This is a genomic window from Acidobacteriota bacterium, from assembly GCA_009838525.1.
In the GTDB taxonomy this organism is placed as follows: domain Bacteria; phylum Acidobacteriota; class Vicinamibacteria; order Vicinamibacterales; family UBA8438; genus VXRJ01.
Genome location: VXRJ01000031.1, coordinates 105,462 through 118,655, shown reverse-complemented (window position 1 = coordinate 118,655; position 13,194 = coordinate 105,462). Strand labels below are relative to the sequence as shown.

Annotated in this window: 8 protein-coding genes; 4 read left to right on the top strand and 4 right to left on the bottom strand. The window is 67.1% G+C overall.

The genetic code is table 11. From position 1 onward, the window contains the following. Positions 1-62: 62 nt before the first annotated feature. From F4Y45_13345 to F4Y45_13335, 3 genes are all read right to left on the bottom strand, one after another. A complete protein-coding gene (locus F4Y45_13345; protein ID MXY25486.1) occupies positions 63-1,604 on the bottom strand; it encodes a methylmalonyl-CoA mutase in 1,542 nt (513 codons plus the stop codon). 44 nt (positions 1,605-1,648) lie between these two features. Then, a complete protein-coding gene (locus F4Y45_13340) occupies positions 1,649-1,996 on the bottom strand; it encodes a hypothetical protein (protein ID MXY25485.1) in 348 nt (115 codons plus the stop codon). Between the two features lie 160 nt (positions 1,997-2,156). Beyond that, a complete protein-coding gene (locus F4Y45_13335) occupies positions 2,157-3,719 on the bottom strand; it encodes a 2,3-bisphosphoglycerate-independent phosphoglycerate mutase (protein MXY25484.1) in 1,563 nt (520 codons plus the stop codon). A gap of 276 nt (positions 3,720-3,995) precedes the next feature. Here F4Y45_13335 and F4Y45_13330 point away from each other — a divergent pair, with 276 nt between their 5' ends. From F4Y45_13330 to F4Y45_13315, 4 genes are read left to right on the top strand one after another with little or no spacing between them, the layout of a single operon-like run. Further along, entirely contained in the window at positions 3,996-5,048 is a 1,053-nt protein-coding gene (locus tag F4Y45_13330; GenBank protein ID MXY25483.1) for a hypothetical protein, read from the top strand. Between the two features lie 54 nt (positions 5,049-5,102). Beyond that, on the top strand, positions 5,103-7,223 hold the full coding sequence (locus F4Y45_13325; GenBank protein MXY25482.1) for a hypothetical protein: 2,121 nt from the start codon (positions 5,103-5,105) through the stop codon (positions 7,221-7,223). Positions 7,224-7,249: 26 nt separating this feature from the next. Continuing rightward, a complete protein-coding gene (locus tag F4Y45_13320; GenBank protein MXY25481.1) occupies positions 7,250-10,240 on the top strand; it encodes a PAS domain-containing protein in 2,991 nt (996 codons plus the stop codon). Further along, the gene (locus F4Y45_13315; protein MXY25480.1) at positions 10,237-11,847 is read left to right on the top strand and encodes a sigma-54-dependent Fis family transcriptional regulator; all 1,611 of its coding nucleotides are present in this window, start codon (positions 10,237-10,239) and stop codon (positions 11,845-11,847) included. Before F4Y45_13320 ends, F4Y45_13315 begins: the two co-directional genes overlap by 4 nt. Here F4Y45_13315 and F4Y45_13310 read toward each other — a convergent pair. Further along, complete coding sequence (locus F4Y45_13310) at positions 11,722-13,182, bottom strand: glycosyltransferase family 4 protein (GenBank protein MXY25479.1); 1,461 nt, start codon at positions 13,180-13,182, stop codon at positions 11,722-11,724. The genes F4Y45_13315 and F4Y45_13310 overlap by 126 nt on opposite strands. Positions 13,183-13,194 lie beyond the last annotated feature (12 nt).

Below are 13,194 nucleotides of genomic sequence, written 5' to 3'. Positions count from 1 at the left end.
CCTGCGCCCGCCCCGCGCGACACCGGCTTGGCCCCCAGGTAGCTCTCGCCGGGGGGTGGCAGTCAGTGGGTTTCCCGGTGGGTGCCGAGCACCTCGCGGAGCGTGTCGGCCACTTCGCCGACCGTCGCTCTCGCCTCTACCGCGGCAATGATGTGGGGGACGAGGTTGGCTTCACCGCGTGCGGCGGCGGCGATGGCTTGCAGCGCGACCCGCGTCGAGGGTTCGTCCCGCGCCGCCCGGAGCGCCTCGACCCGCGCTGACTGGTCCTGTTCCACCTGCGGATCGATCGGGTTCGGTTCGATGGGTCGGCTCTCGCTCGCAAAGCGATTGACGCCGACCACCACCTCGTCGCCCGTGTCGATAGCTTGCTGCGTCCGGTAGGCCGACTCCTGGATCTCCCGTTGTATCCAACCTGACTCGACCGCGGCGAGGACGCCGCCCCGCTCGTCTATCGCATCGAGGATGGCGAGTGCTTCGTCCTCCAGGCGGTCGCAGGTGGTCTCGATGGTCCAGGCCCCTCCCACCGGATCGACGCTGCGCGTCACTCCGGACTCCGCCGCAATGATCTGCTGGGTCCGAAGCGCGATCCGGGCGGCCTCCTCGGTGGGCAGCCCGAGGGCTTCGTCCCGTCCATTGCAATGGAGCGACTGGGTGCCTCCCAGGACCGCCGCCATCGCCTGTAGCGCGACCCGGACGATGTTGTTGTCGGGCTGCTGGGCGGTCAGCGTGCTCCCGGCCGTCTGGGTGTGGAAACGAAGCTGCTGCGCCTTGGGTGATGTGGCGCCGACGCGGTCGCGCATGAGCGTGGCCCAAAGGCGGCGCGCCACGCGGAACTTTGCGATCTCCTCCAGAAAGTCGTTGTGCGCGTTGAAGAAGAAGGAGAGCCGGCCGCCGAACGAATTGACATCCAGCTCCTGTTCGCGGGCCGCTTCCACGTAGGCGAGCGCGTGCGCGAAAGTGAACGCGAGCTCCTGCGCCGCCGTCGCGCCCGCCTCCCGGATGTGATAGCCGCTTATCGAGATCGGGTGCCAGCGCGGCATCTCGCGTTCGCAGAACGCGACGACGTCGGTCACGAGCCGCAACGAGGCGCGCGGCGGGAAGATCCAGGTACCCCGCGCCACGTATTCCTTGAGGATGTCGTTCTGAACGGTGCCCGACAGCGCGCTCGGTTCGACCCCCTGCCGTCTGGCTGCGGCTACGTAAAGCGCAAGGAGGATGATCGCCGTTGCATTGATCGTCATCGAGGTCGAAACGCGATCGAGCGGGATCCCGTCAAAGAGGAGCGCCATGTCCTCGATGGAATCGATCGCGACGCCGACCCGCCCCACCTCGCCGGCTGCGAGCGCGTGGTCCGAGTCGTAGCCGATTTGCGTCGGCAGGTCGAAGGCGACGCTCAGGCCGCTGACGCCCTGATCCAGGAGGTACCGGTAACGCCGGTTCGATTCGGCTGCGGTGCCGAAGCCGGCGTACTGACGCATCGTCCACAGGCGGCCCTGATACATCGTCGGGTAAATGCCGCGGGTGAACGGAAACGCGCCGGGTGGTCCCAGCCGATCGTCGTCGACGCCGCGGAGATCTTCGGGACGGTGGATCCGCGAGGACATTGCCGAGTCATCTTAGACGATATGGAATGACCGGCTTGCCCGTGCTACTCGGCAGGGTGGGCCGGCTCTTCGGCGGCGATACGAAGGGCGCGCAGAAAGCGGCGGTCGTTCGGCGTGATCTCCAACGGGGAGACGGGTGGCTCGGTTACGGCCAGTTGGGCCGCACCGCCATCGTCGTGTTCTTCGACCTCACCTTGCCGGGAACCGAATCCGATCTCGGCCTCGAGCGAGACACGCAGCTCGTAGCCGGCGGCACGAGCCTTTTCGCGGCACGCTTCCACGCCGGGATTGTGGGATACGGCACCGCCGATCGCCTCGGCCAGCTCGCGTGCGAGGCGGGTCATGATCTGGTCGTCCATCAGGGTGTCTCCGGCCGGGTCGGCACGAGGCATGCTGAGAGGGAAATCCTGTTCTGGCAAAGGGACAGCCCCATTATGGGTTGAGGCAGGGCGGTTGTCAAGAGAAAACCACGTCATGTGGAGGTTGCCTGGGGGGGAAACCACAACATCCTGTGGTTCCGTGAACCAGGTGCCGGGGGCCGCCGGTGGGCCGCTAATCCAGCCAGGGGCGAAGGTCCCCGCCGGTCATTTCCGCTGGAACCTCAAGACCGGCGAGGTGCAGCAAAGTGGGAGCGACGTCGCGGAGTGTGCCCTTGCGGAGCGAGAGGTGCTTGCCCGCCAGTTCGGGGGCGACCAGGAGGATGGGAACCGGGTTGGCGGTATGAGCCGTGTGCGGGCCGTTGCGCTCGCGGTCCCACATCTGCTCCGCGTTGCCGTGGTCGGCGGTCACCAGCACGCTGCCTCCCGCGTCGATCATCGCGCGGACAATGCGGGCGAGGCAGCCGTCCAGGGTCGAGACCGCGGCGACGGCGGCGTCGAGCTTTCCGGTGTGGCCCACCATATCGGCGTTCGCGAAGTTGCAGATGATCACGTCGTGGCGTCCCTCCGCGACATCGGCCAGAAGCTCGGTGGTTATCCCTTCCGCGCTCATCTCCGGCTTCAGGTCGTAGGTCGGTACCTTCGGCGACGGTACGAGGATCCGATCCTCCCCCGGGTGCGGGGGCTCGGACCCACTGTTGAAGAAGTAGGTCACGTGCGCGTACTTTTCGGTTTCCGCCAGCCGCAGGTTCGTCCGGCCTCCGGCGGTCAGCACCTCCGCGACATTGCCGCTGAAGGTGAGCGGATCGAACGCCACGGGCAGGCCGTACGTCGCGTCGTACTCCGTCAGCGTCGTCACCGCGAACGTGGCCGCCCCACCCCTCTCGAACCCGTCGAAACGGTCACCTTCGAGCGCCAGCCCCCGCGTCAGTTGCCGCGCTCGATCCGCGCGGAAGTTGAAGAAGATGACCGCGTCTCCTGCCCGGACGGGCCCGATCGGCGCACCGGCCGCGTCGACCACCACACCCGGCTCGATGAACTCGTCGGTCACCCCTTCCGCGTACGCGGACCGGACGAGCGCCACGGCGGATGTCGCGGTCCGTCCACGGCCATGCACCATGGCATCGTAGGCGCGACGGGTACGATTCCATCGCCGGTCCCGGTCCATCGCGTAGTAACGGCCAATCACGGTCGCCACCCTTCCGACTCCCGCACTGGCGAGCGTCCGTTCCAGTGACGCGATGTCCTCGGCCGCAGCAGTCGGTGCGCAGTCACGGCCATCGGTCAGGACGTGGACGAACAGACGCCCGACCCGCTGCCGCCGCGCCATCTCGACCAGCGCCACGACGTGCCGCAGGTGGCTGTGGACGCCGCCCGTCGAGACCAGCCCGACCAGGTGCAGCGCCTGTCCGCCCTTGCCGCCCTGGAACATCGCGTCGACGAGCGCGCGATTCTCGAAGAAGTCGCCGTCCGTGATGCTCTTGTCGATTCGAGTCAGATCCTGGTAGACAATCCTCCCCGCCCCCAGGTTCATATGCCCCACTTCCGAGTTTCCCATCTGGCCGGGCGGCAATCCGACCGCTTCGCCGGACGCGACGAGTGATCCGTGCGGATACCGCTCCAGCAGCTCGGTCCAGGCGGGGGTCCGTCCGAGGGCGATTGCGTTCTGCTCTCGCTCCGAGCTGAGCCCCCAGCCGTCGAGGACGATCAGGGCTACCGGTGGACGGGACGGGGACATCGGCGGGCCACGTTTGTCGGGCTGCTAGAAGCTTGCGCCGCAGAAGTTCCGCGCCAGCGGAACTTCCAACGCGCCCACACGGGCGCGCTGCCGCGCACCGTCGAGCGCGACCGGATAATACCATGCGCGAGAACGGGTAGAGCGAGCCGTAACTGATTGTTTCTCAACGGCTTGTCGGCAACAGCGGGGTTTGACTTGAGAACCGGCGCTCGCCTATGATCACATGGTTCAATGTTGGACGCAGTGGCCCTATAGGGCAGGAGCAACGCAACAGTCATGATCATCAACGCCCGGCGCCTCATCATTCTGGCGGCGACCCTAGCGGTTGCCCTGATCGCTGCTCCGCCCGCCACAGCGCAGGAGGCATGCCAGGATCGCTTCGAAGACTGGGAGTGCGACGAGTTCCGGACCCTGACTCAGGCCATCGTCGCGGCAATTGGGGGAGAAATCGTCCCTGAGGCCGATCCGTTCGAGATGTCCTTCGATTTCTTCAAGGGAACGGACGGAAATTCCTACGCGCCGTTCACGATAGCTCTGGACCAGGAGAAGGTAGACGGCTCGCGGCTGGTGATGGTCGCATACGTCATTGGTCCGCCGGATCCCGCGGCTGAGGCTGAGGCCGAAAACGACGACGACAGCGGCGTGCCTCCTTCCGCCTTCAACGACGGTTGGTTCGTCGACGTGACGTCGGGCGATGACGGGCCGCTCCGGTTCAGCCGCGCGTTCGCGGTGCCGGGGGGGGCACACGATGTCTTCATCGCGCTTCGCCAGAGCCTGGGCGAGGATCCCGACGACGAAGAGGAAGAGCAGGCGCCGATAATGCTGCTTCACCAGCGGGTTGACGTGCCGGATCTCTGGAACAACGTCCTGCAGACCAGCAGCATCATCCTGGCCTCGGACGTCGAGATGCTCGCCGCGCCGCTGGGTGACGAGGAGCAGATCGCCAGCCCGTACACGCTCGGCAACATCCAGATCAGGCCGAAGGTCAGCCGGGAGTACACGACGGACGAGGAGCTCTTCCCGATCTTCCTGGTGTACAACCCTGGACTCGTCGACGGGCAGAAGCCGGACGTCACCGTCGAGTACAACTTCCACCAGCAGACCGAAGCCGGCGAGGAGTACTTCAACCGGACGGCGCCGCAGGAGTTCAATGGCCAGACGCTCCCGGCCGAGTGGAACGCCACGCTCGGGCACCAGATTACGGGAGGGTTCGCGGTGCCGCTGGCGGTCTTTCCGGCGGGAGAATACCGGCTGGAGATCAAGGTCGTTGACAACACCAACTCGAGTGAAGTGATCCAGAACGTGCTGTTCACCGTGCTGGAATCATAGGAGGCGCGGCGGCCGTATTCCCGCCTTGCGCGGGACCGCCCGCCGTGAAGCTGGATGGCCCGAATGCTGCTTGTCAGAATCGGCGTTGTCGCCCTGGGAGCCGCCGCCGTGGCCGCGCCTGCAATCGCGGCGGCGCGGGAGCCCAACCCGCCATCCGCCTCGAGCGCTGCAGCACCCGCTCCCGGCGCGGCGGCCGTCGCCGGTGAGCTTTCCGGCGTCGTTACGACACCCGACCTGCTGCCGGCGGGAAGGGTGCTGGTTTCCGTCACCGGTGCCGGCGGAACGGCCCTCGTGGTGACGGATGAAGACGGACGCTTCACGTTCGAGCGGCTGCCGGCTGGCCAGTACCTCCTCCGCGCCCACCGTTCTCACGCCGGCGGCGGACGGCAGTTGGTTCAAGTGCATGAGGGTGCACCTGTATTTGCGTCACTCAGCGTCGATGGGCTCGAAGGGTCACCGGAAGAGATCCCGGCGCCTCCGCTCGAGGAGGTGACTGCCACGCCGCCCGACGTCCAGCTTGCCGGTAGCGGGCTGGCGTTCGGCATGCGTGTCGCCGCGGCGGAAGCACAGCCGGGATCACCTTCGCCTGACGACGACGGCGCACCCGTATCCAGTACCGCGCCCGGGATCGAGGCCGGTGACGGGAACGACGGCGGTCCGGGGCCGGCGCTGCACAATCCGGATGCCCGCGCCTGGTGGTTGCGCCGCGCGCGCCGGAGCGTGCTGAAGGATCGCGGCGCCGGTCCGGATCTGGTCCTGCCGCGCGTGACCGCGTCCCCGGACGGCTCGGATGGCGCCACGGGCTGGGCCATGGCCGGCCGCAACGGGGCGGACGGGTCGACGCTCGCCGATCTGGGCGATGGCGCTTTCGGCTTGCCGGTTTCGGGACAGGTGCAGTTTCTGACCCGCGCGACGCTCACCGGAGCTTCCATGCTCCCGATGACGGGGACGGCGCCGGGACAGTTCGCCTACGTGGCGGTCACGCCGACCGGTCCGCTTTCCGGCAGCGGTGACTGGGCGGTGCGGGGCACGGTCGACATGACGACCGGCAACAGCACGTCGTCGTGGGCGATTGCCGGCTGGTACGCCGTCGAGCCGCACGACAATCACAACATGCATGTCGCGATGTCGTACAGCCAGCAGGCGCTTCCCGGAGCGGAGGCTCACCCGCGCCTCGGCGCGCAGGCTGTAGCGGCGGCCGCCCAGGGCGCGGCGGAGGGCGTGAGCCGGCAGGTAGGAAGCATCGAGGCGATCAACACCTGGGAAGTCTCGCCACTGCTGCTCGTCGACTACGGGGCGGAGTTCGCGCGCTACGGCTACCTGCAGGACGGCAAGCTCTTCTCGCCGCGGGCGGCTGTCACGCTGTCGGCGATCAGGGGTTCTCGCGTGCGGGTGGCCGTGTCGCAGCAGATGACGGCGCCGGGCGCGGAGCAGTTCCTTCCTCCCCTCGACGGCCTCTGGTTGCCTCCGGAACGGACCTTCACGTCGCTCTCCGGTTTCGACAACCTGCAGGCGGAGCGGACTTACCACCTGGAGGTGGGCCTGGAGCAGGATCTGGGCGAGCATGTCGCCGTCGGCGTCCGGCGCTTCCAACAGCGTGTCGACAACCAGTTGGTGGCGCTCTTCACACCAGGACGCTATGTCCCGGATGGCACGCTCCCGGCTCCCGGCGGCCACTACTACCTGGCGAGCGCCAACGGCGTCGACGCGGACGGCTGGGGCGTTCGTTTGCGCCAGGACTGGCCGGAAGTGGTCACGAGCGAGGTGGACTACCGGGTCGTCCGCGCAGCGTGGCTGCCGGCGGAGGTGCCTACCGCGTTCGGGACCATGAGTGCGGGGCTGCTGCGCACCGGGGCCGAATGGGTGCACGATGTCACGACCACCGTCGAGACCGAGATTCCCCGAACGGCGACGCGCGTTGCCGCGCGCTGCCGCGTGAGTACCGGGTTCGCGCGCGCCGACGCTGACGTCGTGACCGCCGGTCTCGATGCCCGGTTCGATATCCGGGTCACCCAACCGCTGCCCGTTTCGCCGTTTGATGGGAGCAGTTGGGAGCTGCTCCTGGCTCTGCGCAGTCTCTTCCACCAGCAGGCGGACGGTGCCTCAATCTACGACGAGTTGCTCGTCGTCGATCCACCACGTCAGCTCGTCGGCGGCCTGGTCGTGCACTTCTAGCCGCCGTTCCGCACGGCACTTCCATCATGTCGGCCAAGAGCCCAACGATGAAGCGGCGGCACCGGGGAGGCGACTACCGGGGTGACTGGAGCCGTGCGCTGCTGGCGGTGGCGGTCGTAGCCGTCCTGCTTTGCCTGTCGGTTGCCAACGCGGTGGTGCAGTCCACCTGGAGTGGCGTTGAGGATGGCATTCTCTGGGAGGAACGTCCGGACGGGTTGGTCGTGGCGGCGATCGATCCCTCCGCGCCCGCGGCTGCGGCGGGCGTCGTGCCAGGTGATGTGCTGCTCGCCGTCGACGGCGTTCCGATCGAGCAACGCCGTGAACTGCTCCTCCGGCTCTACGCGGCCCGGGTCGGCGCGACCCTCGACTACACACTGCTGCGCGCTGATGAGGCCCGGCTCCTGACGGTTGCCGTAGTTCCGATTTCGGCCGGTTCGTTCCCTATCTACATGGCGCTGGCGAGCGTCGGCCTGGTCGGTCTGCTGGTCGGCGCGGCGGTCCGCGTGCGACGGCCGGGACACCAGGCCACGCTGCATTTCTTCTGGCTGACGGTCGCGTTCTTCGGTGTCTTCGCGTTCTCCTACGTCGGCCGGTTCGATCTCCTCGACTGGTTCTTTTTCTGGGCCGACGAGGTCGCGACGCTGCTAGTGGCGCCCCTCTTCATGCATTTTGCGCTGGTGTTCCCGGAACGTGCGCCCGGCTGGCTGCGCCATCGCCTCGGCTCCCGCGTGCTGCCGATCGTCTACGCGCCCGCGGTCATTCTGGGCCTCATGCAGGCGGCTACGGTCGCGAACACACCGTCCGGCGCGCCGTTCCAGCAAGCGGTGGAGCGGATCTGGAATCTGGAGCATCTCTATCTTGCCCTCTGCACGCTGGGCGGACTGGCTCTGATGGTGAGTGCGCTCCGCCGTGTCCGCTCTGTCACGTCGCGGCGCCAGCTCCGATGGACTGTCTCGGGTGCCGTGCTCGGCGGGCTGCCGTTCGCGCTGGGCTATGCGCTTCCGTATGCGCTCGGTTTCGATCCGGCGCTCGGCCTGGAGCTGACGGCGGTGCCGCTCGGTCTGATCCCGCTGGCGTTCGCATCGGCGATCATCCGATACCGGCTCCGCGACGTGGAGGTGATTGTCAAGCGGAGCGTCGTCTACGCGGTCGTCGTGGCGGCAATGGTCGGCATCTACTTGGCGTTCGAATGGCTCGCTACCGCCGTTTTCCTGGACGGTTCGGATCGCAACAACACGATCATCGCGCTCCTGGCTACCGCGGTCGTGGTCTTGCTGGCCGGCCCCGTGACACGCACGATCCAGACGATGCTCGACCGGCTCTACTACCGGGACAGGTTCGACTATCGGCGCGCACTGGTCCGTTTCGCCCAGGATCTGAACGCCGATCTGGACCTGGAGCGGCTGAGCGAGCGCCTTGTGCAGCGCGTCGCCAGCACGCTGGCGGTTGACCGCATGGCGCTGCTGCTCGGACCGGGTCTCGCGGCGGGTGAAGGCGCCGAAGCGAACGGCAATGGAAGGGTCCGGGAATCGTTCGACGCTCCATCCCTGATGCGTAGCGATTTCCTGCCCATCCGCTGGGTGGGCTTCGATGTCCCGCCCCCGTCGCTTTCCCGCGCGTCGAGTGTCGGAGAGCGGATGGCTGGCCGGCATACCGTCCTTCTGGACGATCCGGCCCACCGGCGGCAGTGCGCTCCGCGGGATGTCGCGTTCTGGCGGGATCAGGGACTCTACTACTTCGTGCCGTGCATCGCGGAGGAAGGTGTCATCGCCGTACTCGCGCTTGGCCGAAAGGGGAGCGGAGAGCCGCTCAGCAGCGAAGATGTAAGCCTGCTGACCGCGGTGGCGGGTCAGGCGGCGACCGCGCTCGAGAATGGTCGACTCTATGGCCAGCTCCACGAGAAGGCGGACGAGCTGGATCGGATGCGGCAGTTCAGCGAGAACATCATCGAGTCGCTCAGCGACGGGCTGGCCGTTGTCGATCTTGAGGATCGCGTGGTCCGCTGGAACGCCGGACTCGAGCGGATGTACGGCGTTCCGCGTTTGGAGGCGATCGGCCGGAGGCTCGATGAACTGTTCGATCCGGCGTTTGTCGACCGGCTTCGGAGTGCCCGGCGCGAGAATCCGCAGTCACAGGGAGACGTCTACCGCGCGCCGCTCGTCTCGCGTCACGCCGAGCCGCGCCGCCTGCTCGTTCATGCGGAGCTCGCCCCTCTCCTGACACCGGATGGCGAGACAGGCGGAACGATGCTGATCGTCGTGGATATCACCGAGCGGGCGCAGCTCGAGGAGCAGGTGCAACTCTCCGAGAAGTTCGCCTCCATCGGCCAGTTGGCGGCCGGAGTGGCGCATGAGGTAAAGACTCCGCTCACGGGGATTTCCAGTTTCACGCAGACGCTTCTCAGCGGGGCCGACCCGGACGATCCCAGGACGCGCATGCTCCACAAGATCGAACGGCAGACGTTTCGTGCGGCGAAGATCGTCAACGGCTTGCTGCACCTTGCGCGGCCCGGCCGATCGGAGAGCGCGGGGCCGGTGCCAATCAACACGGTGATCAACGATGTCCTTGGCTTGGTCGAGCACCAGCTCGAGTCGGGCAACGTGAAGGTGCGTCGCGAGTTGGCCGATCCCTCGCCGGTTATCCAGGGAGTCGAGTTCAAGCTGCAGCAGGTCTTCCTGAACCTCTGCCTCAATGCGCGCGACGCGATGTCGAGCGGTGGCTGGCTGACGGTCTCGACCCGTGTTGCGGGAGGAAACGCAGTGATCGAGGTGGCCGACACCGGGGCGGGCATCGCGCCCGAGCATCTGTCGCGCATCTACGACCCGTTCTACACGACCAAGCCGGCGGGGCAGGGCACCGGGCTCGGGCTCTCGATCACTTACGGCGTAGTCCGTGAGCACGAGGGAACCATCGAGTGCGACAGCCAGGCCGGCCAGGGCACCAGGTTCACTCTGAGCCTTCCGCTTGCGACGACGGTCACGTCGCGGTCGCGCGTGGCGGAGGCGGTACTGCCGTGAGTGCAGTCGCCTCCAATCCCGGACCGGATGTCGCCGTAGCCGATCCGGGCGCCGATCCACCGCGCGACTCGAGGCTCGCCGGGACTGCCGTCCTCGTGGTGGATGACGAAGAGATCATGCGGGACGTTCTGGAGTCCCTCCTCGTGAGCGAGGGGTGCCGCGTGCAGCTCGCGGCCGACGGCGTCGCGGGTATCGAGGCGGCCCGGGACGGCAGGTTCGATGCGGTGCTGCTCGACGTGATGATGCCCGGCGTCAACGGAATGGACGTGTTGAAGACGCTGCGACAGCGCGATCCCAACCTGCCGGTGATCATGGTCACGGCCTACGGCACGACGCAGACCGTGCGCGACGCGATGAAGGGCGGTGCCTTCGATTTTATCGAGAAGCCGTTCACGAACGAAGACGTCGTGCAGGTCGTCCTGAACGCCGTCGAGCATCACCGGCAGGTGACGGGGGGCGACGATGCGTCGCGCCCCGCCATCGATGCGAACGCCACCCGTTTCGGCAAGCTGCTGGGAACCGGCGACCGGATGCGCGGAGTCTTCGAACTGGTCGCCCGGGCCGCGCCCAGTCGCGCTACGATTCTGGTCACTGGCGAGAGCGGCACCGGTAAGGAACTGGTGGCGCAGGCGGTACACGAACACTCTCCCCGATCCGACCGGCCGTTCGTCACGGTCAACTCCGGCAGCCTGCCCCCCGACCTCCTCGAGTCGAATCTCTTCGGCCACGTCAAGGGAGCGTTCACCGGGGCGGTCGCCCCCAAGAAGGGGCTGTTCGAGTTGGCCGACCGTGGGAGCATCTTCTTCGACGAGATCGGAGCCGTGCCGCTCGAGACCCAGGCGAAACTGCTGCGCGTCATTCAGGAGCGGGAGTTCATGCGTCTCGGCGGCATCGACACGGTGAGAGTGGATGTCCGGATCATCGCCGCTACGAACCAGGACTTGTGGGCGATGGTGGCGGCGGGCCAGTTCCGGGAAGATCTCTACTACCGGTTGCACGTCATCACGGTCGATCTACCGCCGCTGCGCGAGCGGCGCGGTGATATTCCGTTGCTCGTTCAGCACTTCCTGGAACGCTTCGGCGAGGAGAATGACAAGGGCGAGCTGGAGCTGACTCCAGAGGCGCTGGATCTGCTGGTGCAGTACCACTGGCCCGGGAACGTGCGCGAACTGGAGAATGTTATCGAGCGGGCGGTGGTGCTGGCCACGAGCAGTGTGATCGACGCCGATCTGGTTCCGGATACCGTTCGTATGCCCTACTCACGTGGGCGGCCCGAATTCGACATCCCCCCGGAGGGCGTCCCGTTTCGTGAGGTCATCGACGACATGGAGGCGCGCCTGATTGTCCGCGCGCTCGAGTTGGCGGGGGGCGTGCAAAAGAAGGCCGCCGAACTGCTCCACATGAAACCGACGACGCTCAACGAGATGATCAAGCGCCACGGTATTCCGGCCGGCCGGACGCGATCCGGCGGAAACGCCGGGTCAGGATCGCCGACCGCTCCGGGCTCGGCTCCCCCCGCGCCGCGATCCGCTGCTCCGTCCACGCCCACCACGTCGGGCCTTGGCCGGTTGGTCGACGTCCGCCCCGGACGATCCGGCACTGGCTGAAGATCGTCGCCGCCTCTGGCTCCCGGCCGCCACGTCGTGGATGAGCCGCTCGTACTTGTTGAGGATCACGTCCCAGGCGTAGTTTGCCTCGACGTACGCCTGGCCGTTTCGGCCCATTGCCTCACGCAGCCCGCCGTTGTCGATCAACAGAGAGAGACCCTCGATGAACTCGTCCCGGTCGCCGTAATAGAGGCCGGCGTTGCTCCTCTGACAATGATCGGTTACGACGTCACTACGGGCGTTGGCCAGCACCGGCGTGCCGACGGCGAATGCTTCGAGCGCGAGCAGCGAGAGGCTCTCGAAGGGTGACGGGACGACGACGACAGTCGCGGCGCGGAGTGCTTCGAACCGCTCGGCGTCCGGCAGCGTCCCGGCGAAGCGGATGTAGGGCTCTTCCGGGATGGGCATCAGCTTCACTCCCATGAGGACGAGCGTCGCGTCACCCCGGGCCTCGGTGTAGGCCCCGAAGTGCGAGATCAGCTCCTCGCACCCCTTGCCCGGATCGATCCGGCCGCCGTACAGGGCGAATGGTTCGTACAGCCGGTGCCGGCGGCGGAAGAGCGCGGCGGGTGTGCGCCCGTTCTCGTGACCGCCCTCAATCTCGGAGAGGGTCGTGCCAGCCATGCCGGGTGCGTCATCGCCGGCGAGCGCCGCCTCCGCGATGGAGGGAGTGGGTGGAGGGAGGCTTTCGCCGCCGTCCTCGTGAACGTCATCGAGAAACCGCGCGGGCAGGTCCACACCGCAGCCGACGATCGCCTCGGACCTCGGACGCATGGCGAAGCGCGTGCGAAGGAAGGCCCGCTCGACGCCGGTGTTGAAGGCGAAACCGGCCGGCGCGCGGAAGACGTCGCGGTACAGGTCAAGCCGGATCGCCGGCTCGTCGTGCGCCGTGGGCACGAGAATGCTCCGTTTCGGATCCGCCTTGAGACCCAGCACGGTCGGCGCATAGAGGTAAGTGAAGAAGATCAGCGCGTCATAGTTGCCGTGGCGCTGTTCGAGGTGCTCCAGCAGTGCCGGACACCACGGGCCCTGCTGCTCGAGCCACGACTGCTCGTCCGCGGCGCTGTGCGGGTTGTGGAAGATCCAGTCGGAGAACTCGTTGAAGCTCTGTATGTCACGTGTCTTCGCGTTGGCGAAACGCTGCACGTTGACCCCCCGGATCCGGTCGGCGCTCTCGGGATACTCGTTCTTCCACGTGATGTAGTCGCGCGCGCAGGTGGTGAGCACGGTGACGTCGTGCTGGCGGGCCAGCCGTTCCGCCACGAGCCGGCAGTGATACTCGGAGCCGCCCAGAATCTCGGCGCCGTAGCGTTGGACGATGATGGCAAGCTTCATCGGGGACCGGGA

Coding starts and splice junctions, on each gene's coding strand:
- F4Y45_13345 (MXY25486.1), bottom strand. CDS start 1,604: ATGTCCTCGCGGATCCACCGTCCCGAAGATCTCCGCGGCGTCGACGAC.
- F4Y45_13320 (MXY25481.1), top strand. CDS start 7,250: ATGTCGGCCAAGAGCCCAACGATGAAGCGGCGGCACCGGGGAGGCGAC.
- F4Y45_13340 (MXY25485.1), bottom strand. CDS start 1,996: ATGCCTCGTGCCGACCCGGCCGGAGACACCCTGATGGACGACCAGATC.
- F4Y45_13335 (MXY25484.1), bottom strand. CDS start 3,719: ATGTCCCCGTCCCGTCCACCGGTAGCCCTGATCGTCCTCGACGGCTGG.
- F4Y45_13325 (MXY25482.1), top strand. CDS start 5,103: ATGGCCCGAATGCTGCTTGTCAGAATCGGCGTTGTCGCCCTGGGAGCC.
- F4Y45_13330 (MXY25483.1), top strand. CDS start 3,996: ATGATCATCAACGCCCGGCGCCTCATCATTCTGGCGGCGACCCTAGCG.
- F4Y45_13310 (MXY25479.1), bottom strand. CDS start 13,182: ATGAAGCTTGCCATCATCGTCCAACGCTACGGCGCCGAGATTCTGGGC.